This is a genomic window from Ectothiorhodospira sp. BSL-9 (assembly GCF_001632845.1).
Classification (GTDB): Bacteria; Pseudomonadota; Gammaproteobacteria; order Ectothiorhodospirales; family Ectothiorhodospiraceae; genus Ectothiorhodospira.
Genome location: NZ_CP011994.1, coordinates 1,231,035 through 1,253,828 on the forward strand (window position 1 = coordinate 1,231,035; position 22,794 = coordinate 1,253,828).

Genomic DNA, 22,794 nt, shown 5'->3' on the forward strand with positions numbered 1-22,794 from the left:
GTTCTTTGTAACCTTTGACTTTTAAACTTTCTGGAGGAAGTTATGGAACTCGCCATCGCTAACGTTCAGGGCATGACCGCCATCGCTGTGGGTCTGATTCTGGGTTTGGGTGCACTCGGTACCGCAATCGGCTTCGGTCTGCTGGGTGGTCGTTTCCTGGAAGGCGCTGCGCGTCAGCCTGAGATGGTCCCCATGCTGCAGGTGAAGATGTTCATCGTTGCCGGTCTGCTCGACGCCGTGACCATGATCGGTGTGGGTCTGGCCCTGTTCTTCACCTTTGCTAACCCCTTCCTGGGCGCGGTGACCGGTTAAAGCGCGGATGCATTATCGCGCAGTCCACCCGATACAACCGTCTCTAGGGGAGGTAGCAACGTGAATATCAATCTCACGCTGCTCGGTCAGATGATCACCTTCGCCCTGTTGGTGTGGGTCACCATGAAGTATGTGTGGCCCCCCATCATCAAGGCGATGAAAGAGCGTCAGAAAGAGATCGCCGATGGCCTGGCGGCCGCCGAGCGTGGCAAGCATGAGCAGCAGCTTGCCGAAGACAGGGCCAAGAAGGTCCTTCAGGAAGCCAAGCAGCAGGCTGCGGAAATCGTCGCCACGGCTCAAAAGCGCGCCAACGAAATCGTTGAATCCTCCAAGGATACCGCTCGCCAGGAAGCCGATCGCATCAAGGACTCTGCTCAATCCGAGATCGAGCAGGAAGTCAACCGTGCCCGTGAAGAACTGCGCAAGCAGGTGGGCACGCTGGCGATCACGGGTGCCGAGCGAATCCTGAAGAAGGAAGTCGACGCCAAAGCCCACAATCAGGTGATCAAAGACCTGGTGAGCCAGATCTAGGTGAGCCGCCATGTCTGAAAAAACCACGGCCGCAAGGCCCTACGCCAAGGCGGCGTTCGAGGTCGCAAAGGACGCCGGCAATCTGGCTGGCTGGTCCGATCAACTCGCTTTCATGTCCGCTGTCGCCAGCGACGCGAAGATGAACGAGTTCCTCGATAGCCCCAAAATCACCCGCGAGACGATGGCCAAGGCCTTCCTCGAGACCTGCGAAGGCAAGGTGGACGATGGCGGACGCAACTTCATACGCCTCTTGGCGGAGAATGACCGTTTGCCGCTACTGCCCGAGATCGCCCGGCTCTTCGAGACCATGAAGGCGGAAGCAGAACGCAAGGTGGAAGCCATGGTGTTCTCCGCGCAGGATGTGGATGCGGATCAGAAAAAGGCGATCGCCGACGCGCTGAAAAAGCGCCTCGGGCGTGACGTGAATCTGGTCTGCAAGGTGGACGACAGCCTCATCGGCGGCGCCATCATCCGCGCGGGAGACCTGGTCATCGATGGCTCGGTCCGAGGGCGCCTGTCGCGCCTGGCCAGTAGTCTGAGCCGCTAAGAGGATTCGAGCTAAGAGGATTTCGAACTATGCAACTCAACCCGTCTGAAATCAGTGAACTGATCAGCCAGCGTATCAAAAGCTACGAATCGGCGGCCGAGGCTCGCACCGAGGGCACCGTGGTCAGTCTGTCCGATGGTATCTGCCGACTGCACGGTCTGGCCGATGTCATGCAGGGCGAAATGATCGAATTCCCCGGCGACACCTATGGCCTGGCGCTCAACCTTGAGCGTGACTCCGTGGGCTCCGTTATCCTGGGTGATTACAAGCACATCAAGGAAGGCGACACCGCCAAGTGCACCGGTCGCATCCTGGAAGTGCCCGTGGGCGAGGCCCTGCTGGGTCGCGTGGTGAACTCCCTGGGCATGCCGGTGGATGGCAAGGGCAGCATCGAATCCGATGGGACGGCTCCCATCGAGAAGATTGCCCCGGGCGTGATCGAACGTCAGTCCGTGGATCAGCCGGTGCAGACCGGTCTGAAGGCTGTGGATGCCATGGTGCCGGTGGGTCGTGGTCAGCGTGAGCTGATCATCGGCGACCGCCAGACCGGCAAGACCGCCGTGGCCGTGGATGCCATCATCAACCAGAAGGGCACCGGCATTAAGTGCATCTACGTGGCAGTGGGGCAGAAGGCCTCTTCCATTGCCAGCGTGGTGCGCAAGCTGGAAGAGCATGGCGCGATGGAGCACACCATCATCGTCGCTGCCACTGCGTCTGAATCCGCCGCCATGCAGTACATTGCCCCATACGCCGGTTGCGCCATGGGCGAGTACTTCCGTGACCGGGGTGAAGATGCCCTGATCATCTATGACGACCTCACCAAGCAGGCCTGGGCTTATCGCCAGGTGTCCCTGCTGCTGCGTCGTCCGCCGGGTCGCGAAGCCTACCCCGGTGATGTGTTCTACCTGCACTCCCGCCTGCTGGAGCGTGCTTCCCGCGTGAACGCCGAATACGTGGAGAAGTTCACCAACGGCAAGGTGAAGGGCAAGACCGGTTCACTCACGGCCCTGCCCATCATCGAGACCCAGGCCGGTGACGTGTCAGCCTTCGTGCCGACCAACGTGATCTCCATCACCGACGGTCAGATCTTCCTGGAGACGGACCTGTTCAACGCAGGTATCCGACCGGCCATCAACGCGGGTCTGTCGGTGTCTCGTGTGGGCGGTGCGGCCCAGACCAAGATCATCAAGAAGCTGGGTGGTGGTGTGCGTCTGGCACTGGCTCAGTATCGTGAGCTGGCGGCCTTCTCGCAGTTTGCTTCCGACCTGGACGAAGCCACCCGCAAGCAGCTGGAACGCGGCCAGCGCGTCATGGAACTCATGAAGCAGAAGCAGTATGCGCCGCTGTCCATCGGTGAGATGGCCTTCTCGCTGTTCGCCGCCGAGGAAGGTTACCTGGACGACGTGGAAGACAAGAAGGTCGTGGACTTTGAACACGCCCTGCACGATTACCTGCGCTCGAGCCAGAAGGAACTCCTGGACAAGATCGACGAGACGGGTGATTTCGGCGACGACATCAAGTCCGGCATGAAGGCCGCTCTTGATGACTTCAAGGCAAATCACAGCTGGTAATCGGGGGCTGACTTATGGCAGGCGCAAAAGAGATCCGCGGCCAGATCAAGAGTATCAAGAATACTCAGAAGATCACCAAAGCCATGGAGATGGTGGCCGCCAGCAAAATGCGCAGGGCGCAGGATCGCATGCTGGAAACCCGCCCCTACGCGGAAAAGATCCGGCAGGTGATCGGCCATGTGGCCATGGCCAACGCGGAATACCGGCATTCGTATCTGGAAGAGCGGGACGTGAAGCGTGTGGGCATCATTGTGGTGTCCACCGACCGGGGGCTGTGCGGTGGTCTGAACATCAACCTGTTCAAGAAGACCGTGCAGCAGATGCGCGAGTGGCGGGAACAGGACGTGGAGATCGATTTGTGCCTGATCGGCAGCAAGGCCCTCGGGTTCTTCCGTCGCATGGGTGGCAATGTGGTGGCCAATACGGCCAACCTGGGCGACAAGCCCCGTCTCAACGACCTGATCGGCACCATCAAGGTGATGCTCGAGGCCTATGACGAGGGTCGGATCGACCGGCTGCTGCTGGTGGAAAACGAGTTCGTGAACACCATGAGCCAGAAGCCCAAGGTCACGACCCTGCTGCCCATCGAGCCCGCTGGCGAGGACCAACTCAAGCATCACTGGGACTACATCTACGAGCCGGATACCGTGCCCGTGCTGGACACCCTGCTGACCCGTTATATCGAGTCCGTAATCTACCAGGCGGTGGTCGAAAACGTGGCCTGTGAAATGGCAGCCCGGATGGTGGCAATGAAGTCGGCCACCGACAACGCCGGGGATCTCATTGATGAACTGCAGCTGGTGTACAACAAGGCACGCCAGGCAGCCATCACCCAGGAGATCTCCGAGATCGTCGGCGGCGCCGCTGCGGTTTGAGGCCGACCCCGGTTCAAGATTCGAAAGACTAGAGGATTATCAACATGAGTGCTGGAAACATCGTTGAAATTATCGGCGCGGTGGTGGACGTAGAGTTCCCCCGTGACTCCGTGCCCAAGATCTACGATGCCCTCATGGTGGAAGAGGTCGGCCTCACCCTGGAAGTTCAGCAGCAGCTGGGTGACGGTGTGGTGCGGACCATCGCCATGGGTACAACGGACGGCCTGCGCCGTGGCATCAACGTCTCCAACACCGGCAAGGCCATCACCGTGCCGGTGGGCAAGGGCACCCTGGGCCGGATCATGGACGTGCTGGGCAAGCCGGTGGACAACGCCGGCGACGTGAAGGCGGAGGACTCCTGGTCCATCCACCGTGCGGCACCCAGCTACGAAGAACAGGCCGGTTCCACCGACCTGCTGGAGACCGGCATCAAGGTGATCGACCTGCTCTGCCCGTTTGCCAAGGGCGGCAAGGTGGGTCTGTTCGGCGGTGCCGGCGTGGGCAAGACCGTGAACATGATGGAGCTGATCCGCAACATCGCCATCGAACACTCCGGTTACTCCGTGTTCGCCGGTGTGGGGGAGCGTACCCGTGAAGGTAACGACTTCTACCACGAGATGAAGGACTCCAACGTGCTGGACAAGGTGGCCCTGGTTTATGGCCAGATGAATGAGCCCCCGGGCAACCGTCTGCGCGTGGCACTGACCGGCCTGACCATGGCGGAATACTTCCGTGACGAAGGCCGTGACGTGCTGATGTTCATCGACAACATCTACCGCTACACGCTGGCCGGTACCGAGGTGTCCGCACTGCTGGGTCGTATGCCCTCCGCAGTGGGTTATCAGCCCACCCTGGCTGAGGAAATGGGTGTTCTTCAGGAGCGCATCACCTCCACCAAGAAGGGCTCCATCACTTCCATTCAGGCCGTTTACGTGCCTGCGGATGACTTGACCGACCCGTCCCCGGCCACCACCTTTGCTCACCTGGACGCCACGGTGGTGCTGTCCCGTCAGATCGCCGAGCTTGGCATCTATCCGGCCGTGGATCCCCTGGACTCCACCAGCCGTCAGCTGGACCCGCTGATCATCGGTCAGGAGCACTACGATACGGCCCGCGCCGTGCAGAACACCCTGCAGCGTTATAAGGAACTGAAGGACATCATTGCCATCCTGGGTATGGATGAGCTGTCCGAGGAAGACAAGCAGGTGGTGTCCCGGGCTCGTAAGATCCAGCGCTTCCTGTCCCAGCCCTTCTTTGTGGCGGAAGTGTTCACCGGCTCGCCCGGCAAGTACGTGTCCCTCAAGGACACGATCAATGGCTTCCAGGCCATCGTCGACGGCGAGTACGATCACCTCCCGGAGCAGGCCTTCTACATGGTGGGCAGCATCGAAGAGGCCGTCGAGAAGGCGGAGAAGCTCAACAAGTAAGCGGGGGCAACCATGTCCATGACGTTTCACGTCGATATTGTGAGTGCGGAGGAGTCCATCTACTCCGGAACAGCTCACATGCTGGTGGCGCCGGCAGAACATGGCGAGGTGGGTGTCATGCCTCGTCACTCCCAGTACATCTCGCTGCTCAAGCCGGGCGAGATCCGGGTGAAGGTGTCGGACTCCGGTGAGGAGCACAACATCTTCATTTCCGGTGGTGTGCTGGAGGTTCAGCCCCATGTGGTGACCGTGTTGGCGGATACCGCCATCCGGGCCAGGGATCTGGACGAGGCAGAGGCCATGGAGGCCAAGCAGCGTGCCGAGGATGCACTGGCCAACCGCAAGGCGGACTTCGACTATGCCAAGGCCCAGTCGGAGCTCATCGAGGCGGCTGCACGCCTGCGCATGATCCAGAAGCTGCGTAACAGCAGTAACAAGCAGTAAGGCCGGGCGGGGCAGGTTCCCGTTCGTGATAAAGGCCCCTCGCCTTCGGGAGAGGGGCCTTTTGCCGTTCTGGCCTCTCAGATAGCGGTCTTCGGGCCCTGGCGGTTCCCCCGCCTCCGCTCATTCCGGTAGACTTTCCACACTTCATTGGAACAGATACCGGGAAGGCCCCCAGGTGAGCACCCCAACCACCGTCATCATCCTCGCCGCCGGCCAGGGTACGCGCATGCGCTCAGCCCTGCCCAAGGTTCTGCACCCTCTGGCTGGGCAGCCCTTGCTGGCGCATGTCATCCACACCGCACAGGCGCTCATGCCCGAGCGTGTCGTCGTCGTCTACGGTCATGGGGGCGATCAGGTTCGCCAGGCCCTGGCGGATGCCCCGGTCACCTGGGTGGAGCAGACCGAGCAACTGGGCACGGGGCATGCGGTGGCCCAGGCTCTGCCTGAGGCCGGGCAGGACGATCGTGTTCTGGTCCTCTATGGGGATGTACCTCTGGTTGCCCAGGATAGCCTGGCTCGGCTGCTGCAGGCCCTGGATGACCATGAACTGGCCGTGCAGACCATGATGCTGGAGGACCCCACGGGTTACGGACGCATCCTGCGCGACGCCATGGGGCAACCGGTACGCATTGTTGAACAAAAGGACGCCACCGCTGATGAGCTTGCCATCCGCGAGGTGAACACCGGCTTCATGGCCGCCCATCGCCGCCAGCTGGAAGACTGGCTGGGCCGGGTGGACCGCAACAATGCCCAGGGCGAATATTATCTTACCGACTGCATCTCACTGGCTGCCGGGGATGGTGCCCGGGTGGCGGCGGTGGTGGCCGATGATCCCGAGCAGTTCCAGGGCGTCAACGATCGGGTGCAACTGGCGGCCCTGGAGCGTGCCTATCAGCGTGGTCAGGCCGAAACCCTGATGCGGGCGGGCGTCTCGGTACGCGATCCGGCGCGCCTGGATATCCGCGGTGCGGTCATCGCCGGGCAGGACGTCACCCTGGACGTCAATGTGATCCTGGAAGGCAATGTCACCCTGGGGCAGGGCGTTTCGGTGGGCGCTCATTGCGTGCTGCGCAATGTCGTCGTGGGTCCGGGCACCATCATCCAGCCCCATTGCATCCTGGAGGATGCGAACATCGGGGCGGATGCCCGGATCGGTCCCTTCGCACGCATCCGCCCCGGCACGGAACTGGCGGCCGGGGTGCACGTGGGGAATTTTGTCGAGATCAAGAAGAGCCGGGTGGGCGAGGGCTCCAAGGTGAACCACCTGAGCTACGTGGGCGATAGCCAGGTGGGCTGCGGCGTCAACGTGGGCGCCGGGACGATCACCTGCAACTATGATGGTGCCAACAAGCATCTCACCGTGATCGGCGATGGCGCCTTCATCGGCTCCAACACCGCCCTGGTGGCCCCGGTCACGGTGGGCGAGGGCGCCACCATCGGCGCCGGTTCCACCATCAATGCCGATGCCCCGGCGGGGCAACTCACTCTGACCCGTGCGCCGCTGGAAACCCGGTCGGACTGGCAGCGCCCGACGAAGAAGGGCGGTTGACGGACTCAACACTCTTCTACCCCAGGGCGCAGGGGCTATAGCTCCCTTCTCCCCTCTGGGGAGAAGGGCCGGGGATGAGGGGCGCGGCGGGCACGAAGCCCCCAGCCTAGATACTCGCCCTTATGACATAAACAAAAGGATTCACCATGTGCGGAATCATCGGCGCCATCGCCCAACGTGATGTCCAACCCATCCTCATCGAAGGCCTCAGGCGCCTGGAATACCGAGGCTACGACTCGGCGGGCATGGTCGTCATGGACCCTCAGCGACGCCTGCAGCGGGAACGCTCCGTAGGCAAGGTGGAGGCCCTGGCGCAGCGGGTGGCCGGTAGCGGCCTGAGCGGCACCCTGGGCATTGCCCACACCCGCTGGGCCACCCATGGGGGCCCCACGGAGCGCAACGCCCATCCTCATCTGAGCGGCGAACGCATCGCCGTGGTCCACAACGGCATCATCGAGAACTACCAGGCCCTGCGGGACGAGCTCAAGGCTCGGGGCTTCGAATTCACCTCTGATACCGACACCGAGGTCATCGCCCACCAGATCATGGACTACTGCCAGCAGGGCTTTGATCTGCTGGAGGCGGTGCGCCGGTCCACCGAGCACTTCAGCGGCGCCTATGCCCTGGGTGTGATCAGCCGCGATGAGCCGGATCGGCTGATCGCCGTGCGCGAGGGCAGCCCGCTGATCATCGGTCTGGGCATTGGCGAACATTTCATCGCCTCCGACATCCAGGCGATGCTGCCGGTCACGCAACGCTTCGTGTACCTGGAGAATGGCGACATCGCAGAACTGCGACGGGACGCCTATCGGGTGATGGACCCACAGGGCCAGGCCGCCGAACGCCCGGTGACCGAGAGTTCCCTCACCGCAGGTGCCGCCGATCGTGGGCGCTTTCGCCATTTCATGCTCAAGGAAATCCACGAGCAGCCCCGCGCCGTGGCCGAAACCCTGGAGGGACGGCTGGCGCCCGACGGGGTGCTGGAGGGGATCATGGGGCCGGGCTCCGAACAGATCCTGGCCCGAGCGAAATCGGTGCAGATCCTGGCCTGCGGTACCAGCTACCATGCGGGACTGGTGGCCGGTTACTGGATCGAAGGCCTGCTGGGCCTCCCCTGCCGGGTGGAGGTGGCCAGTGAATTCCGCTACCGGCGCCATGCGGTGCTCCCCGACTGCCTGCTGGTGACCATCTCCCAGTCCGGCGAGACCGCCGATTCCCTGGCGGCCTTGCGTCAGTCCCGGGAGGATGACTATCTGGGCTCGCTGGCCATCTGCAACGTGCCGGAAAGCTCACTGGTGCGCGAATCCGACATGGTGCTCATGACCCATGCCGGCCCCGAGATCGGCGTGGCCTCCACCAAGGCCTTCACCACACAGTTGGTGGCCCTGTTCCTGCTCGTGCTCTCCCTGGGCCGCCACCATGGCCTGGCGCCCGCCCGGGCCCAGGCCTTCGTGGAGCAGCTGCGCGCCCTGCCCGCCGCCCTGGAAAAGGTGCTGGCCCTGGATACGCCCATCGAGCGCCTGGCCATGGGCCTGGCCGACAAGCACCATGCCCTGTTCCTGGGTCGGGGCTGCCACTACCCCATCGCCCTGGAAGGCGCCCTCAAGCTCAAGGAGATCTCCTACATCCACGCCGAGGCCTACCCCGCCGGCGAACTCAAGCACGGCCCCCTGGCCCTGGTGGACGCCGACATGCCCGTGGTGGTGGTGGCCCCCAACAACCACCTGCTGGAAAAGCTCAAATCCAACCTGGAAGAGGTGCGGGCCCGTGGCGGACATCTGATGGTCTTTACCGACGACGTGGCCGCCCTGGGCAGTGACGGCGCCATCCAGAGCCTGGCGGTTCCCCCCGTGGATGACTGGCTCTCCGCCATCATCCACACGGTGCCCCTGCAGCTGCTCGCCTACCACACCGCCGTACTCAAGGGCACCGATGTGGACCAGCCCCGCAACCTGGCCAAGTCGGTGACGGTGGAGTAGGGGAGCGGCGGATCCGGGGCGTCTTGCGCTCACGGTCCAGTGGGGCTTTATCGAGGGCCATGCGCGGACTAAGCAAGGCACCGGTGGCCGGCAATTCATGACGCCGACCGGCCACCGGGGGGCGGCTCAGGCCGCGTGCTGCGCCTTTGCCTCCTGGGCGACCCGGGCCTCTTCCGGGGTGTAAGCCGCGCCCGACCACAGCACCTCGTAGGCGATCTCCTCGTTGCCGTTCTCGCACAGGTCCAGCACTTCCTGGAACAGGGGCTGGAACGTCTCGCTGCGATGGGAGCGCTCATGGTCCTCGAAGGTGTTCCAGAAGGTGATGATCAGCGCCTCCTTGCCCTTGAGCGGGCTCTCCACCGCCTGGCCCACCGTGGATCCTTCATTGGAAACATTGCCGCTGTTCAGGGCCACGAACCCACCTACGAAACCAGTCTCCGAATGATAGGTCTTCACGTTTTCACAGAGCACCGCAACCCGCTCCTCCAGATCGTCCACGGTGTACTGCGGCTTGAGGATCACCCGGTTGACCGTGACCACGCCATCCATCGGAAAGTTGGGAATCAGACCACTCATCGCATGCCTCCTCCAAAACAGGAATCGAGCTGACCCGTAGTGCATCAGCAGATCCTAATGTAGAAGACTGAGCGTGATTGTCAAGTATTGCCCTTCCCAAGGCAGGGATGCCGCTCCCCTAATCAGACCGACACAGCGGCCCCTCCACCTCACGACGCTTGTCGGCCCCCGCCAGCAATTCGATCAGGGTCAGGGCGAACTCCATGGCCGTTCCCGGCCCTTGCGAGGTGGCGATGTTGCCATCCACAACCACCGATTGTTCCTTGAATCGGGTGTCGGGCAGGTCCAGGGTCTTCACCACAGAGGGGTGACCCGTGGCGTTGCGGCCCTTGAGCAGGCCGGCATTGCCGAGCACCTTCGGCGCAGCGCAGATGGCGCCCACGAGGCGGCCTTCATCGTGCAGACGGTGCAGGAGAGCATGGATGCGGGGATCGGCATCCAGGCGGTTGGCGCCTGGCAGACCGCCGGGCAGTACCATCAGATCGAAGGGATCATCCAGAACCTCGTCCAGGAGCACATCGGGTTTGAGGATCACGCCCCGGGAGCAGGTCACCGTGCCCGGTTCCAGTCCGGCGACCACCACCTGGAAGTCGGCGCGGCGCAGCAGGTCGATCAGGGTGACGGCTTCGAGTTCTTCGCTTCCATGGGTGATGGGGATAAGGACGCGTGCCATTGTTTCACCTCCTGCTTGCTTATGAGGTAATCGCTGACGGTGACCAGGCGGATACCCTGAGCCTTCAGCTCAGGCAGCATCGCCTCCAGCACCTCCAGCGTTGCCGGGTAGGGGTGCCCAATGCCCAGCGCGTGGCCGCGCATGCGTGCCATCTGAGCAAGCAGTTTCACCTGATTGCGCACGAAATCGGCGTCGTGGGGCTGGGCGTCCAGGAAGACATCCCGCTGTGTGCTGGGCAGGCCTGCCCAGGTGGAGACATGGCGCACCAGGGTCTGGGCATGGGTGCGGCTGTCCACGAAATAGAGCGCTGGATCGGTGTCGCTCACCTCGGCCATCACCCAGGCCAGATGGTGGGGCTCTCGGGATATGCGGCTGCCCATGTGATTGTTCACGCCCCGTGCGTGTGGGACGCTGGCCAGGGCCTTGCGAACCGCGTCTCTGGTCTCGTGTTCGGTCATGTGCCGGAAAATGGCCCCGGGGCCAGGATCGTGCCCGCTGTCGGCCTCCATGGGCAGGTGCAGCATCACTTCGTGGCCACGTTCATGGGCCCAGATGGCAGCGTTGTGCGCCTGGGGGGTGTGGGGCAGTACCGCCACGGTGATGGGGCCAGGAAGCGCAGCCGTGCGCCGCGCCTCCCGGGGGTCGTTGCCAAGGTCGTCGATGATGATCGCAATCACCGGCCTTGGGTTATCCCCGGCCATCACCTGGGCGACCATTCCCGTCAGGGCCCAGAGCAGCAGCCCCAATACGCTGGCCCCGGCCAGGCGCGTCACTTCAGCGTCGCGCCTGGAGGATGTCCAGCCCCTTGAGCATGTTCAGGGCCTCATAGAGCTGGTAGTCCCGCTGTGCCAGGGATTCGCGGGCCTCGACACGGTCCTCGTCCTCGGCGTCACGGTCGGCGCCACGCAGATGGCGATTCAACTGAGCCTCGGTGATGGGGCGGACGCTGGGCTCGCCGGACTCCGCCAGGGTGATCTGCTCCAGCTTGATATCCGGCTCGATGCCATCAGCCTGGATGGAGCGGCCCGCCGGGGTGTAGTAGCGCGCTGTGGTCAGTTTGAGCGCCTGACCCTTTTCCAGGGGCAGGATGGTCTGCACCGAGCCCTTGCCGAAGGTGGAGGAGCCCATGATGATGGCCCGCTCATGGTCCTGCAGGGCCCCGGCAACGATCTCAGATGCCGACGCCGAACCCGCGTTCACCAGCACCACCATGGGGGCACCGTTGAGCACATCTCCTGGGGAGGCGGTGTAGCGGAACTGGGAGTCCTTGACGCGGCCTTCGGTGTAGACGATCAGGCCATCGTTCAGGAAGGCATCGGAAACGCCCACGGCCCCGTTGAGGATGCCGCCCGGGTTGTTGCGCAGGTCCAGCACCAGGCCCTTGAGGCCGCCGCTTTCCTTCTGCAGCTTGCGCGCCTCTTCCACCAGCATCTGTGCGGTGCGGGACTGGAAGGTGGTTACCCGCAGGTAGCCAAACCCGGGTTCCAGCATCTCGCTGCGCACACTCTGCACACGGATGGTGTCCCGGGTGATCTCCACCTCGAAGGGGGCCTCGCGGCCCTCGCGGACAACCGTCAGGGTGATGTCGCTGCCCCGGGGGCCGCGCATCTTGTTGACCGCCTCATTGAGGGTCATCCCCTTCACCGGGGTGTCGTCCAGACGGATGATCAGGTCCCCGGCCTGCATGCCGGCCCGGCTGGCGGGCGTGTCGTCAATGGGGGAGATGACCTTGACGAAGCCATCTTCCATGCCCACTTCCAGGCCTAGCCCGCCGAATTCGCCCTGAGTGCCAATCTGAAGCTCGGAGAATTCATCGGAACTGAGAAAGGTGGAGTGGGGGTCCAGCCCGGAAACCATGCCCCGGATCGCATTTTGCAGCAGGTCCGAGTCCTCCACCTCGTCCACATAATTGCGCTTGATGCGCATATACACATCCGTGAATGCCCGCAGCTCCTCCAGGGGGACGGCCTGTGCGGCTTCCTTTCTGTCGGCGACCACGCCGAACGAGACGCTGAGCATCACGCCCAGTATCAGGCCCATCAGCAGGCCTGCGCCCACGCGGGTTTGGGTTTTCATATATTTTTACTCCACTACAGTCCCGGCACGCGAGGAATCCGCGGATGATCGGGATAGGGCCTCAATCGGCCAGACGGTTACTTTGGCATGCGCCGTTACCGAGAGCCTACCATTCGCTGGTTAGAGTCGCACCATCGGGCGGGGTTCACGGGTTGGCCGTCGTGGCGTATCTCGAAATACACGCCAGGGGCCTGATCCGTGCCGCTGTCACCGGCGCGGGCGATGGTGTCGCCTCTTCGCACCCAGTCGCCTGGGGATTTGTGCAGGCTTTCGTTATGGCCGTAAAGGGTCATGTAGCCATCGCCGTGATCCACGATCAACAACATGCCGAACCCGCGCATCCAGTCGGCGAAAGCCACCCGCCCATGATGCACGGCCTTTACCGCATCCCCCCGGTCGGCGGCGATCACCACGCCACGCCAGCGCTGACCGGTGCCGCTGGCGCGTGCCGTGTCGAACTCGTGCCGGATCTCGCCGGGGACAGGGTATGGCAGTTGGCCGCGATGATCGGCGAAGGCCTCGTCCATCAGGGATTCGTCGGGGATGTCGCTCAACGCCTCGTCCAGGGACTGGAGCAGTTCCTCCAGTGCCTGCTGATCGCTTTCCAGTTGGGTGAGGGTCTGGCCAGCGGCGTCGATGTCCGCCTGCAGCGCGGCGAGGGCCTCGGATCGTTCCTCCCGGCGGCTTTCCAGCTCGGTTTGCAGGCGCTGGCGGGCCGACCGCTGCCGGGCCTGATCCACCCTGACCTGATCCAGGGCCTGCCGGGTGCGTGCCAGATCGGCCAGGGCCTCGCGGGCCTCATGGATGCGCTCGCCGCGGGCCTCGTTGAAGTGGCGGTAGTACGTAAGCATACGCTCCAGCCTGGCGGGATCCTCCTGGTTCAGGATCAGCTTGAGTTGATCCTGCTGCCCCGCCTGGTAGGCGCGCCGCAATTGCAGTGCCAGGGCCTCGCGATGTGTTTCCAGGCGCGCTTCCTCTTCCCGGGCGCGGGCCTCCAGGGTGCGCAGCCGCGCCCGGGTTGCCTCCAGGTCGACCTCGCTTTCGGCCAGATCCCGTGACGCACGGCTGACGGCGCGCTCGGTCTCGCGCAGCTGCGCCTCCAGGGCGCCCCGTTGGCCCCGGGCCTTCTCCAGTTCATCCCGAACCTCTTCAATCTCCCGCTGCACCTCCTGAAGGCGCTCGCGGGCCTGTTCCCAGTCGGTCTGGTTGGCATGGGCGGCGTGGGACAGGGCCAGCAGGATGATGAGTGTGGTCGCCCTGAATATGCCTCTTGACCGCCTGCCCATTGAAATATTTTTGATAAAGATCATAATTGGATTAACCACTACTAATATACGAGATATCCGATGCCGCCGGTTCCAGTTGCCAACAATGCCGCCGAGCCCGTAAACAGGGCAGGACCCATGCCATCCGATCGTTCTGACCTCATGGATAAGGAGGAGGATATCGAGCGTGCCTCGCGTTCGCTCAAGGCCATGGCACATCCGTTGCGCCTCAAGATCCTCTGCGTACTCGGGGACCGCGAGGTGAGTGTGCAGGAGATCGTGGATCATGTGGGCACTTCCCAGAGCAATATCTCACAGCATCTGGCCATCCTGAGGGACAAGGGTATTCTCTCGGCCCGGAAGGACGCCAATCGGGTGTATTACCGGGTGGGTGATGGCCGCACCCTGCGCCTGATCGGGATGATGCAGGAGGTCTTCTGCCGGTCTGCCTGAGCCTTCTGGCTTGCCCGCGGGGCCCCAAGGGGGCAGAATGCGGACCTCCCAATGATTGACCCAGCCCGAGCGATTCATGGACCAGTACCTGGAGTTTGTTGCCAACCACCCCCTGTTGTTCGGCCTGCTGGCCGCCGTCATCGGCGCCCTGGGCTACATCGAGTTTTCCCGCCTCACCCAGAAATTCCAGGCGATGGGCCCGCAGGAGGCGGTGCGCGCCATGAATCAGGACGACTCCATGGTGCTGGACGTGCGCGAAGAGGCGGAGGCACGCAAGACCGGCAAGATCTCCGGCGCTCGCCATATCCCCCTGACCAAACTCAAGGATCGCCTGAGCGAGATTGCCAAGCACAAGGACAAGACCGTCATCGTCTACTGCGAGAGTGGCACCCGCTCCGGTCAGGCCTGCAACACCCTGGTGAAGAATGGCTTCGAGAAGGTCATCAATCTGCGCGGTGGTGTGCTGGGCTGGCAATCCGAAGGTCTCCCCCTGAGCAAGCGCTGAGCGTGATGCGATCGTGAGAGTGACGCCCGTTGACTGACTCCTCCCCCAAGCCGATGACCGTGGTCATGTATGGCACCGGCTGGTGTGCCTTCTGCATGATGGCCCGCCGCCTGCTACGCGGCAAGGGCGTGGAGTTTCAGGAGATACGCATTGATCACGACCCCGAGCAGCGCCGTGTGATGGAGGAGCGCTCCGGGCGGCATACTGTTCCGCAGGTCTTTGCCGGCGAGGATCACCTGGGCGGTTACACCGATCTGGTTGAACTGGACCAGCGGGGCGAACTGGACGAACGCCTCGGTCTTTAAAGCCCGCCCTGTCAGTCGTTGCACCCTGGGGGGGCGCACCCTATCATGCCCTCCAAATCATTCACTTGCCCGCGGAGTTATCATGTCGGAAAACCAGTCACCGAATGCAGGCGCCGACGGCGCCGCTCAGGGTCAGCCGCAGCAGGAGTTCGGGCTGCAGAAGATCTACACCAAGGACATCTCCTTTGAAGCGCCGGGTACGCCGGGCGTGTTCACCCGCGAGTGGAAGCCGGAGACCAATGTCCAGTTGAACTCCCAGGCACGCGCCCTGGATGAAAAGGGTGTGCACGAGGTGGAGCTGACCCTGACGGTGACCACCAAGTCCCAGGGCGAGACGGCTTACCTGGTGGAGGTCAAGCAGGCAGGTGTGTTCATGGTTCGCGGTATTCCCGACGAACAAAAAGGGCCGCTGCTCTCTTCCTACTGCCCCAACATCCTCTTCCCGTTTGCCCGGGAAGTGATTTCCGACCTGGTCACCCGCGGTGGCTTCCCGCAGCTGCTGCTGGCACCGGTGAATTTTGATGCCCTCTATGCCCAGAAGGTGCGTGGTCAGCAGCAGGCCCCTGCAGCGGGTGGGAACGGCGATGCGGGCATCGCCACACAGAACTGATCCGGGCTGACCCCATGAGCAACGTGCGGAATGTGGCAGTGGTGGGCGCCGGCTCCTGGGGAACGGCGCTCGCCCTGCATCTGGCTCGCAAGGGGCTCGATGTGGGGCTGTGGGGTCGCGATAGCGACCACGTCAGATCCATGCAGGCAGAGGGTCGCAACGCCCGCTATCTGCCGGAGGTTCCCTTCCCCGAGACCCTGGGGGCCACATCGGACCTGGAAGGCCTGGTGGACCGGGCTGACCGGGTGCTCCTGGCCGTGCCCAGTAGTGGGTTTGGCCCGGTGCTCCAGCGCATTGCTCCACATCTGGGTTCGAGCGGTCTGATCTGGGCCACCAAGGGGCTGGATCTGGACAGTACCCGCTGGCTGCATGAGTTGGTGCTGGAGGAACTGGGGTCGGATCGACCCTGGGGTGTGGCCTCCGGGCCCTCCTTTGCCGGTGAACTGGCGCGGGGCCTGCCCACGGCACTCACGCTGGCCTCGCCGGATACGGGTTTCGCTGAGGACGCCATGACGTGGATGGCGGGCGGCACCCTGCGGGTTTATACCAGCGACGATGTGGTGGGCGTGCAGTTGGGTGGCGCCTTCAAGAACGTGCTGGCCATCGCCGCCGGGGTGTCCGATGGTCTGGGCTTCGGGGCCAACGCCCGCGCCGCCCTGATCACCCGGGGGCTGGCGGAATTGATGCGCCTCGGGGCCGCCACCGGCGCCCGCACCGAGACCCTCATGGGTCTGTCCGGTCTGGGGGATCTGGTGCTCACCTGCACCGACAATCAATCCCGCAACCGCCGCCTGGGCATGGCGCTGGGTCAGGGACAGAGCCTGGAGGAGGCCATCGCGGCCATCGGTCAGGCGGTGGAAGGGGTGAGCACGGCCCGCATCGCCGTGGCCAAGGCCTCGGCCCTGGGTGTGGACATGCCCATCTGCAGTCAGGTGGCGCGGGTATTGTTCGAGCAACTGCCTCCCACCGTGGCGGTGGAGGAACTGCTCAGCCGGGATCCCAAACCGGAATTCTAGGCACCGCCCGCATAGCCGCATTGCCGCCAGGCCTCATACACCACCAGGGCCACCGAGTTGGACAGGTTCAGGCTGCGGCTGTCCGGCACCATGGGTATTCTCACCCGCCGCTCTGCCGGCAGCCCGGCCAGCACCGTCTCCGGCAGGCCCCGGGTCTCCGGGCCGAACAGCAGTGCATCACCCGCCTCGAAGTGCGTGTCGCCCAGGCCCTGTTGCCCACGGGTGGTCACGGCAAACAACCGCCGGGGGGCGACAGCTTCCGAGAACGCCCCCAGGCTGTCATACTCCGACACCGACGCTAGATCCCGATAGTCCAGGCCGGCACGGCGCAGCCGTGTGTCATCCAGGGTGAACCCCAGGGGATGGATCAGGTGCAGGCGGCAGCCCGTGTTGGCCGCCAGGCGCATGACGTTGCCGGTGTTGGGCGGGATTTCCGGTTGATACAGGACGATGTGAAACATGCCAGTCGATACCCATCACAAACAGGCCCTTGCCATCGATTTCTGCGGCCTGCCGTTTGCCTCGCCCCTGGTGCTGCTTTCGGGCTGCGTCGGTTTTGGCGAGGAGTATACCCGGGTCGCGGGCTTCTCCAATCGCCAGGTGGGGGCGGTGTGCCTCAAGGGCACCACGGGCGACGCCCGCCTGGGTAACCCGCCGCACCGGGTGTACGAGACCCCCGATGGCATGCTCAACGCCATCGGCCTGCAGAACCCCGGGGTGGACCATGTGGTGGACGAGATCCTGCCGAACCTGGATTTCGATGAGACCCGCTTCATCGCCAATGTGTCCGGGTCCACCATTGAGGAGTACATCCGCGTTACCCAGCGGTTTGACGACTCCCCGGTGGATGCCATCGAGATCAATATCTCATGCCCCAACGTGAAGGAGGGCGGGGTGGCCTTCGGTAACGACCCGGACATGTCGGCCCGGGTGGTGGAGGCCTGCCGCAAGGTGACGCAAAAGCCCCTGATCACCAAGCTCTCGCCCAATCAGACGGACATCGCCGGGAATGCACGGCGCTGCATCGAGGCGGGGACCGATGGCCTCTCGGCCATCAACACCCTGATGGGGATGGCGATTGATACAGAGCGTCGCCGTACGGTGATTGGCAACAACCAGGGCGGTCTGTCGGGCCCGGCGGTGAAGCCGGTGGCCCTGCTGCGGGTGCATCAGGTCTACCAGGTGGCCCGGCCCCATGGGGTGCCCATCATCGGTCAGGGCGGGGTGGCCAGTGCCGATGATGCCATCCAGTTCCTGCTGGCCGGCGCCACAGCGGTGGGGGTGGGCACGGGGCTGTTCTACGACCCCCTGCTGTGCGGCAAGATCAATCACGGTATCAGCGATTATCTCAAGCGCCATGGCATGAGCCATGTGTCGGAGCTCACCGGGGCCCTGGAGCTGAACTGAAGCCCCCTCGTGCCAGGCTTCCATGACCACGAAGATGATCTCCACAACAAAAAAGGGCGGCCCCATGGGCCGCCCTTTGCGTTGGTGCCGGAGAGAGGAGTCGAACCCCCGACCTTGGCATTACGAATGCCCTGCTCTACCAACTGAGCTACTCCGGCGTGCCTGGGAATGTTGCCAGGGACGTTCATCCCGGGCCAACCTCTCCGACAGCCCGCGAAGGTTACAACAACCAGCCTGCGGACTCAAGATTGACCGTGCCCAGAGTCTTATCGGAGGTGTTGCCATGATCCCTGCTGCTTTCGCCATGCCCTTGCTGCTGCTGATGGCAGCCCCGGTTGCGGGGACCGAGGGGACAGGGGCCGACACGGCCGTGGGCCTGGACCCTGTTCAGGTGAGCGCCCCCCGCCTTGAGCGGGACTGGCTGGGCAGTCCCGCCGCCATCGGTCTGCTGGACCCCGAAGATGTGGGCATGGGCCGTCAAGGGCTGCAACTGGACGAATACCTGAATCGCATCCCCGGCCTGCAGATGCAGAACCGCTACAACTTCGCCCAGGATATCCGCCTGTCCATCCGGGGCTTTGGTGCCCGCGCCCCTTTCGGTGTGCGTGGGCTGCACATCCGCGTGGATGGCATCCCTGAAACCCTTCCGGACGGTCAGTCTCAGGTGGATGCCATTGATCTGGAGTCCCTTCAACGGGCAGAAGTGATCCGTGGCCCCAGTTCCACCCAGTACGGCAACGCCGCCGGCGGGGTGGTGGATTTGCATACCCAGCGAGGACGGGATATGCAGGGCGTGCAGGCCAAGGTGGATGCTGGAAGCCATGGCTTGCGTCGCCTGGGCATCAAGGCGGGAGATCAGGCGGGACCCTGGGAGTACAGTGTCAGTGGCTGGGACCTGCGCTATGACGGCTATCGGGATCACAGCCGGGTGGAGAAGCGGCTGCTCAATGCCAGGCTGGGTTACGAATTTGACGATGGCGCCCGCATTGAGGCGGTGCTGCGTGCCCTGGATGCACCGGACACCCAGGACCCGGGATCGCTGACCCGGGAAGAAGTGCAGGACGACAGGCGGCAGGCACGGGAGGCCTCCCTGGCTCGGGATGGCGGGCAGTCCGCGGAACAGCAGACCCTGGGGCTCACCTACACCCGCCCCCTGGGTGCGGACGACGAGCTGGAACTGCGTGGTTTTGTGAGCCAGCGAGACTTCAACAACCGTTTGCCGTTTGAGGGCGGGGGGCAGGTGCGCTACCAGCGGGATCACCATGGCCTGGGCGCTCGTTACACCCGTCAGGCGACGGTCGGCAGCCTTCCCATCCTCTATACCGCCGGTGTGGACCTGGCCGAGCAGCGGGATGACCGCCAGCGCTTTGACAATCTGGACGGTGGTATCCGGGGGGAGCAGCAATTCGACCAGCTGGAACGCGCCCGCTCCCTGGGAGTCTTCACTCAGGGGGGGGTAGAGCTGACGGATCGCCTGGATCTGGTGCTCGGCGCCCGCCATGACCGCCTGCGCATGTCCGTGGATGACCGATTCAGCGACCCGGGGGAGGACCGCTCCGGTCGCCAGGATTTCCGTGAATGGAGTTATCGCGCCGGGCTCGGCTATGCCTGGACACCGGGGCACCAGTTCTACGTCCAGTTGGGCACCTCGTTCGAAAGCCCCACCTTCACCGAATTTGCCAATCCCGATGGCGGCACGGGTCTCAACCCGAATCTGGAGCCGGAGCGGGCCCGTAGCCTGGAGTTGGGTGCCAAGGGCTTCTGGGGTGATACGGGCCGTTACGAGCTGGCGGTGTTCACCACGCAGGTGCGTCATGAGATCGTGAACTACCAGTCGGACGATGAGCGTGACTATTACGAAAACTCCGGTCGCTCCAGACGCCACGGCCTGGAAGCCGGCGCCTCCTGGTATCCCATGGATCCCCTGCGCCTGACCCTGGCCTACACCCTGTCGCATTATCGGTTCAGGGAGTTTCGCGACGAATCGGGCGAGGACTTCTCGGGCAAGGCCTTTCCCGGCGTGCCGCGCCAGCAGCTATTCGCCGAACTGGCCTGGCAGGGCCCCGAGGGGCGATTCGTCACCGTGGACATGCTCGCCGTGGATCGGCTTTACGCGGATAACGCCAACACCGAGCGGGTGTCGGGGCACGTGTTGACGAATCTGCGCCTGGGGCGGGCCTGGGAAACGGGGAACGCCCGGGTGGTGCCCTATCTGTCCGTCAACAATCTCTTCGATCAGGACTACCAGAGCAACATTCGCATCAACGCCCTGGGCGGCCGTTATTACGAGCCCGGCCCCGGTCGGGAATACGGAGTCGGGCTGAGCGTGCAGTGGCGCTGATCAGAGCGATGGGCCCTGCCGCGACCCTGCGTCGATCCCGGCACGGTCTCGACACGGGTGGGGTAGACGTGTACAGATGAGGGTATGACACGGGGTAGCCATCGGGTTGCCTGAGCCACACAGAAGGGAGGGTGCGAACATGAAGCCATTCGAGAACAAGGTCGTGGTCATCACCGGCGCGGCGGGCGGCATAGGCGAGGCCACCGCCCGAATGCTGCATGCCCAGGGGGCGCGGCTCCTGCTCACGGACCGGGAGCCCGACGGGGTGGAACGCCTTGCCGGGGAACTGGGTGATGGCGTCGCCGCCATGGCGGTGGACGTGAGCCGCGAGGCCGACAACCAGGCCATGATCGAGGCGGCGGAAAAGCGCTTTGGGGCCGTGAACGCGGTCTTTCTCAACGCCGGCATCGAGGGGCGGGTGGGCCCCATGGACAGTCTTGAGCAGGCGGACTGGGACAAGGTCTTCGCGGTCAATGTTCATGGCGTGCGCATGGGTATCCTGGCCGCCTTGCCGGCGCTGCGCCGGGTGGGGGGTGGGTCCATCCTCATCACTGCCAGTGTGGCCGGCGTGCGTGGCGCGGCGGGCCTGTCGCCCTATGTTTCCAGCAAGCATGCCGTGATGGGCATGATGCGCACCGCCGCCGCCGAGCTGGGCCCCGAGGGCATTCGCGTGAACACCGTCAATCCCGGCCCCGTGGACAACCGCATGATGCGCTCCATCGAGGATCAGGCCAGCCCCGGCCACGGTGATGACGTGAAGGCCGGCTTCGTGGAGCGCATGCCCCTGGGGAGGTACGTTACCAATGAAGAGGTGGCCGGTGTCGCGGTGCTGCTGTTATCCGATGCCTCCAGTGGTGTGACGGGCACCCATTACCTGGTGGATGCCGGGCTCACGGCCCATTGATCCGAATCACAGCCCGAGGAAGTGACCATGTCGGAAAAATCCCGCTTTCTGCCCCACGCCGAACGCCTGGTGTGGTTCGGTTTCATGTTGTTCCTGCTGATTACCGCGATGATCTACATCCATCGGGGCATTGGTCTTGAGCGGGATGTGCAGCAGGCTCACCAGGAAATCCTGGCGCTGCAGATGCGCCTGAACGAGATCACGGCAGGTCAGGTGGAGCAGCCAGCCGTTGTGGGGCTCACCCAGGGGCAGGAGCGTCGTCTGCGCCGGCTGGGCTTGAATCAGCCCCGGGAGGACCTGCTGAATGATCTGGTACAGCAGCCGGAACTCATTGATCATGATCCGGTGCTGGGCGGCACACTGTTCTTTGTGCCGGATGAGACCCATATCCTCAATGACCGATGGGTACTGGCCACCTTTGAAGACGGCCATGTGCGAGGGCAGATGCTGCTGGAATACGAGGTGGCCTTCGGCACCATCGACTGGCGCGTATTGACCTCCGAGCTGGATCGGTAATCGCCCGGCGGCTGCTTCAGCTGCCCGCGGAGACCTCGGGGCGTTGTTCGCACTCCACGGGGCACTGTGGCTGCCCATGCAGCCCCGCCACGCGTCGCAGGCCTTCGATATCGTGCAGGGTAATCAGCTTGCGTCGCACGCTGATCAGGTCCTGGCTCTGGAAACGGCTGAACATGCGACTCACCGTCTCCACCGCCAGCCCCAGATAGTTGCCGATATCGTTGCGGGACATGGTCAGGTTGAACTCGTGCCGGGAAAAACCGCGCTGCCCGAAGCGGTCGGAGAGGTTGAGCAGAAAGGCCGCCAGGCGGGCGTCGGAGGCCCGCTTGCCCAGCAGGGTCATGAGTTGTTCGTCGCTTTGCAGCTCGCGGCTCATGATCCTGAGTAGCTGATGCTGCAGTCCTGGCGTGCGTCCCGCCAGGGCCTCCAGCCCCTCGAAGGGGATCTCGCAGACGCTGGATGTTTCCAGAGAGAGTGCCGTGCAGGGGTGAACCCCCTCGCCGATGGCATCCAGCCCCAGGAGTTCCCCGGGCAGATGAAAGCCCGTGATCTGTTCCTCGCCATCATCGGTGAGCACGAAGGTCTTCACCGACCCGCAGCGCACGGCGTACAGGCAGCCCAGAGGATCTCCCGCCTGGTAGAGCAAATCGCCCCGATGCACTGGACGCTTGCGGCTGATGATGCCCTCCAGGAGCTCCAGGTCCTCCAGGGGAACCCCAAGCGGCAGGCATAGATCACCCAGACTGCAGGCCTTGCAGGCCTGTTTGAGATTCTTGATGTTCATGACATTGCTCGGGGTCATGGCTGTACTCGTCAAGTGGATTCGACCGCTTGTCCGGAAAAGGCTGATGGCCCGAACAAACATACTTGAGTTTAGCACTAAGGTACAAGCCTGCTAGGGAGACTCGATTC

25 protein-coding genes and 1 tRNA gene are annotated in these 22,794 nt (G+C 63.7%); 18 read left to right on the forward strand and 8 right to left on the reverse strand.

Features of this window, described 5'->3' with window-relative positions; all coding sequences use genetic code 11:
- Window positions 1-42 precede the first annotated feature (42 nt).
- From atpE to glmS, 9 genes are all read left to right on the forward strand, one after another.
- Window positions 43-312, forward strand: a complete 270-nt coding sequence (atpE, locus tag ECTOBSL9_RS05805) for a F0F1 ATP synthase subunit C (protein ID WP_025283074.1) — start codon at window positions 43-45, stop codon at window positions 310-312.
- A 60-nt stretch (window positions 313-372) separates the two neighbouring features.
- On the forward strand, window positions 373-843 hold the full coding sequence (locus tag ECTOBSL9_RS05810; protein WP_063464273.1) for a F0F1 ATP synthase subunit B: 471 nt from the start codon (window positions 373-375) through the stop codon (window positions 841-843).
- Window positions 844-853: 10 nt separating this feature from the next.
- Window positions 854-1,390, forward strand: a complete 537-nt coding sequence (locus tag ECTOBSL9_RS05815; protein ID WP_063464274.1) for a F0F1 ATP synthase subunit delta — start codon at window positions 854-856, stop codon at window positions 1,388-1,390.
- Window positions 1,391-1,419: 29 nt separating this feature from the next.
- A complete protein-coding gene (gene atpA, locus ECTOBSL9_RS05820; protein ID WP_063464275.1) occupies window positions 1,420-2,961 on the forward strand; it encodes a F0F1 ATP synthase subunit alpha in 1,542 nt (513 codons plus the stop codon).
- Window positions 2,962-2,975: 14 nt separating this feature from the next.
- The gene (atpG, locus tag ECTOBSL9_RS05825; protein WP_063464276.1) at window positions 2,976-3,836 is read left to right on the forward strand and encodes a F0F1 ATP synthase subunit gamma; all 861 of its coding nucleotides are present in this window, start codon (window positions 2,976-2,978) and stop codon (window positions 3,834-3,836) included.
- A 44-nt stretch (window positions 3,837-3,880) separates the two neighbouring features.
- Complete coding sequence (atpD, locus tag ECTOBSL9_RS05830; RefSeq protein WP_063464277.1) at window positions 3,881-5,263, forward strand: F0F1 ATP synthase subunit beta; 1,383 nt, start codon at window positions 3,881-3,883, stop codon at window positions 5,261-5,263.
- Between the two features lie 12 nt (window positions 5,264-5,275).
- Window positions 5,276-5,707, forward strand: coding sequence for a F0F1 ATP synthase subunit epsilon (locus ECTOBSL9_RS05835; RefSeq protein ID WP_063464278.1), 432 nt, complete (start codon window positions 5,276-5,278; stop codon window positions 5,705-5,707).
- Between the two features lie 175 nt (window positions 5,708-5,882).
- Complete coding sequence (gene glmU, locus ECTOBSL9_RS05840) at window positions 5,883-7,256, forward strand: bifunctional UDP-N-acetylglucosamine diphosphorylase/glucosamine-1-phosphate N-acetyltransferase GlmU (protein WP_063464279.1); 1,374 nt, start codon at window positions 5,883-5,885, stop codon at window positions 7,254-7,256.
- 146 nt (window positions 7,257-7,402) lie between these two features.
- Entirely contained in the window at window positions 7,403-9,235 is a 1,833-nt protein-coding gene (gene glmS / locus ECTOBSL9_RS05845) for a glutamine--fructose-6-phosphate transaminase (isomerizing) (protein ID WP_063464280.1), read from the forward strand.
- 126 nt (window positions 9,236-9,361) lie between these two features.
- On the opposite strand, the gene ECTOBSL9_RS05850 is transcribed toward glmS, so the two are convergent.
- From ECTOBSL9_RS05850 to ECTOBSL9_RS05870, 5 genes are all read right to left on the reverse strand, one after another.
- Window positions 9,362-9,811, reverse strand: a complete 450-nt coding sequence (locus ECTOBSL9_RS05850) for a hypothetical protein (RefSeq protein WP_063464281.1) — start codon at window positions 9,809-9,811, stop codon at window positions 9,362-9,364.
- A gap of 118 nt (window positions 9,812-9,929) precedes the next feature.
- Window positions 9,930-10,484 carry a DJ-1 family glyoxalase III gene (locus ECTOBSL9_RS05855; RefSeq protein WP_063464282.1) on the reverse strand — a complete coding sequence of 185 codons (555 nt, stop codon included), beginning with the start codon at window positions 10,482-10,484 and terminating at the stop codon, window positions 9,930-9,932.
- Complete coding sequence (locus ECTOBSL9_RS05860) at window positions 10,424-11,257, reverse strand: divergent polysaccharide deacetylase family protein (protein WP_063464283.1); 834 nt, start codon at window positions 11,255-11,257, stop codon at window positions 10,424-10,426. Before ECTOBSL9_RS05860 ends, ECTOBSL9_RS05855 begins: the two co-directional genes overlap by 61 nt.
- 1 nt (window position 11,258) lies before the next feature.
- Complete coding sequence (locus ECTOBSL9_RS05865) at window positions 11,259-12,560, reverse strand: S41 family peptidase (protein WP_063464284.1); 1,302 nt, start codon at window positions 12,558-12,560, stop codon at window positions 11,259-11,261.
- Between the two features lie 95 nt (window positions 12,561-12,655).
- On the reverse strand, window positions 12,656-13,846 hold the full coding sequence (locus ECTOBSL9_RS05870) for a murein hydrolase activator EnvC (RefSeq protein WP_063464285.1): 1,191 nt from the start codon (window positions 13,844-13,846) through the stop codon (window positions 12,656-12,658).
- 117 nt (window positions 13,847-13,963) lie between these two features.
- Between ECTOBSL9_RS05870 and ECTOBSL9_RS05875 the strand changes: the two genes are divergently transcribed.
- From ECTOBSL9_RS05875 to ECTOBSL9_RS05895, 5 genes are all read left to right on the forward strand, one after another.
- Complete coding sequence (locus ECTOBSL9_RS05875) at window positions 13,964-14,278, forward strand: helix-turn-helix transcriptional regulator (RefSeq protein WP_025283060.1); 315 nt, start codon at window positions 13,964-13,966, stop codon at window positions 14,276-14,278.
- A 76-nt stretch (window positions 14,279-14,354) separates the two neighbouring features.
- The gene (locus ECTOBSL9_RS05880; protein ID WP_025283059.1) at window positions 14,355-14,783 is read left to right on the forward strand and encodes a rhodanese-like domain-containing protein; all 429 of its coding nucleotides are present in this window, start codon (window positions 14,355-14,357) and stop codon (window positions 14,781-14,783) included.
- 29 nt (window positions 14,784-14,812) lie between these two features.
- On the forward strand, window positions 14,813-15,088 hold the full coding sequence (gene grxC, locus ECTOBSL9_RS05885) for a glutaredoxin 3 (RefSeq protein WP_371259004.1): 276 nt from the start codon (window positions 14,813-14,815) through the stop codon (window positions 15,086-15,088).
- Window positions 15,089-15,170: 82 nt separating this feature from the next.
- On the forward strand, window positions 15,171-15,698 hold the full coding sequence (secB, locus tag ECTOBSL9_RS05890; protein WP_063464287.1) for a protein-export chaperone SecB: 528 nt from the start codon (window positions 15,171-15,173) through the stop codon (window positions 15,696-15,698).
- A 14-nt stretch (window positions 15,699-15,712) separates the two neighbouring features.
- On the forward strand, window positions 15,713-16,714 hold the full coding sequence (locus tag ECTOBSL9_RS05895) for an NAD(P)H-dependent glycerol-3-phosphate dehydrogenase (protein WP_063464288.1): 1,002 nt from the start codon (window positions 15,713-15,715) through the stop codon (window positions 16,712-16,714).
- On the opposite strand, the gene ECTOBSL9_RS05900 is transcribed toward ECTOBSL9_RS05895, so the two are convergent.
- Complete coding sequence (locus ECTOBSL9_RS05900; protein WP_063464289.1) at window positions 16,711-17,175, reverse strand: tRNA (cytidine(34)-2'-O)-methyltransferase; 465 nt, start codon at window positions 17,173-17,175, stop codon at window positions 16,711-16,713. The two genes, ECTOBSL9_RS05895 and ECTOBSL9_RS05900, sit on opposite strands and share 4 nt — an antisense overlap.
- On the opposite strand from ECTOBSL9_RS05900, the gene ECTOBSL9_RS05905 reads away from it, so the two are divergent.
- Entirely contained in the window at window positions 17,174-18,121 is a 948-nt protein-coding gene (locus ECTOBSL9_RS05905; protein ID WP_063464290.1) for a dihydroorotate dehydrogenase, read from the forward strand. The two genes, ECTOBSL9_RS05900 and ECTOBSL9_RS05905, sit on opposite strands and share 2 nt — an antisense overlap.
- An 82-nt stretch (window positions 18,122-18,203) precedes the next feature.
- Here ECTOBSL9_RS05905 and ECTOBSL9_RS05910 read toward each other — a convergent pair.
- Window positions 18,204-18,279: transfer RNA gene (locus ECTOBSL9_RS05910), tRNA-Thr, on the reverse strand.
- 125 nt (window positions 18,280-18,404) lie between these two features.
- Here ECTOBSL9_RS05910 and ECTOBSL9_RS05915 point away from each other — a divergent pair.
- The 3 genes from ECTOBSL9_RS05915 to ECTOBSL9_RS05925 all read left to right on the forward strand — a co-directional run bounded on the left by ECTOBSL9_RS05915 (window position 18,405) and on the right by ECTOBSL9_RS05925 (window position 21,882).
- Entirely contained in the window at window positions 18,405-20,462 is a 2,058-nt protein-coding gene (locus ECTOBSL9_RS05915) for a TonB-dependent receptor (protein ID WP_082829766.1), read from the forward strand.
- A gap of 139 nt (window positions 20,463-20,601) precedes the next feature.
- On the forward strand, window positions 20,602-21,366 hold the full coding sequence (locus ECTOBSL9_RS05920; protein ID WP_063464291.1) for an SDR family NAD(P)-dependent oxidoreductase: 765 nt from the start codon (window positions 20,602-20,604) through the stop codon (window positions 21,364-21,366).
- Window positions 21,367-21,393: 27 nt separating this feature from the next.
- Window positions 21,394-21,882, forward strand: a complete 489-nt coding sequence (locus ECTOBSL9_RS05925; RefSeq protein ID WP_063464292.1) for a hypothetical protein — start codon at window positions 21,394-21,396, stop codon at window positions 21,880-21,882.
- A gap of 16 nt (window positions 21,883-21,898) precedes the next feature.
- Here the strand turns inward: ECTOBSL9_RS05925 and fnr are convergent, their stop codons facing one another.
- Window positions 21,899-22,684: a fumarate/nitrate reduction transcriptional regulator Fnr gene (gene fnr / locus ECTOBSL9_RS05930; RefSeq protein ID WP_063464293.1), complete on the reverse strand. Its 786-nt coding sequence runs from the start codon at window positions 22,682-22,684 to the stop codon at window positions 21,899-21,901.
- Window positions 22,685-22,794: the final 110 nt, after the last annotated feature.

Bases quoted from the DNA above. Each gene is read 5' to 3' on its own strand.
- atpE (WP_025283074.1), top strand. From the start codon at position 43: ATGGAACTCGCCATCGCTAACGTTCAGGGCATGACCGCCATCGCTGTG.
- ECTOBSL9_RS05815 (WP_063464274.1), top strand. From the start codon at position 854: ATGTCTGAAAAAACCACGGCCGCAAGGCCCTACGCCAAGGCGGCGTTC.
- atpA (WP_063464275.1), top strand. From the start codon at position 1,420: ATGCAACTCAACCCGTCTGAAATCAGTGAACTGATCAGCCAGCGTATC.
- atpG (WP_063464276.1), top strand. From the start codon at position 2,976: ATGGCAGGCGCAAAAGAGATCCGCGGCCAGATCAAGAGTATCAAGAAT.
- atpD (WP_063464277.1), top strand. From the start codon at position 3,881: ATGAGTGCTGGAAACATCGTTGAAATTATCGGCGCGGTGGTGGACGTA.
- ECTOBSL9_RS05835 (WP_063464278.1), top strand. From the start codon at position 5,276: ATGTCCATGACGTTTCACGTCGATATTGTGAGTGCGGAGGAGTCCATC.
- glmS (WP_063464280.1), top strand. From the start codon at position 7,403: ATGTGCGGAATCATCGGCGCCATCGCCCAACGTGATGTCCAACCCATC.
- ECTOBSL9_RS05850 (WP_063464281.1), bottom strand. From the start codon at position 9,811: ATGAGTGGTCTGATTCCCAACTTTCCGATGGATGGCGTGGTCACGGTC.
- ECTOBSL9_RS05855 (WP_063464282.1), bottom strand. From the start codon at position 10,484: ATGGCACGCGTCCTTATCCCCATCACCCATGGAAGCGAAGAACTCGAA.
- ECTOBSL9_RS05865 (WP_063464284.1), bottom strand. From the start codon at position 12,560: ATGAAAACCCAAACCCGCGTGGGCGCAGGCCTGCTGATGGGCCTGATA.
- ECTOBSL9_RS05870 (WP_063464285.1), bottom strand. From the start codon at position 13,846: ATGGGCAGGCGGTCAAGAGGCATATTCAGGGCGACCACACTCATCATC.
- ECTOBSL9_RS05875 (WP_025283060.1), top strand. From the start codon at position 13,964: ATGCCATCCGATCGTTCTGACCTCATGGATAAGGAGGAGGATATCGAG.
- ECTOBSL9_RS05880 (WP_025283059.1), top strand. From the start codon at position 14,355: ATGGACCAGTACCTGGAGTTTGTTGCCAACCACCCCCTGTTGTTCGGC.
- secB (WP_063464287.1), top strand. From the start codon at position 15,171: ATGTCGGAAAACCAGTCACCGAATGCAGGCGCCGACGGCGCCGCTCAG.
- ECTOBSL9_RS05895 (WP_063464288.1), top strand. From the start codon at position 15,713: ATGAGCAACGTGCGGAATGTGGCAGTGGTGGGCGCCGGCTCCTGGGGA.
- ECTOBSL9_RS05905 (WP_063464290.1), top strand. From the start codon at position 17,174: ATGCCAGTCGATACCCATCACAAACAGGCCCTTGCCATCGATTTCTGC.
- ECTOBSL9_RS05900 (WP_063464289.1), bottom strand. From the start codon at position 17,175: ATGTTTCACATCGTCCTGTATCAACCGGAAATCCCGCCCAACACCGGC.
- ECTOBSL9_RS05915 (WP_082829766.1), top strand. From the start codon at position 18,405: ATGATCCCTGCTGCTTTCGCCATGCCCTTGCTGCTGCTGATGGCAGCC.
- ECTOBSL9_RS05920 (WP_063464291.1), top strand. From the start codon at position 20,602: ATGAAGCCATTCGAGAACAAGGTCGTGGTCATCACCGGCGCGGCGGGC.
- ECTOBSL9_RS05925 (WP_063464292.1), top strand. From the start codon at position 21,394: ATGTCGGAAAAATCCCGCTTTCTGCCCCACGCCGAACGCCTGGTGTGG.
- fnr (WP_063464293.1), bottom strand. From the start codon at position 22,684: ATGACCCCGAGCAATGTCATGAACATCAAGAATCTCAAACAGGCCTGC.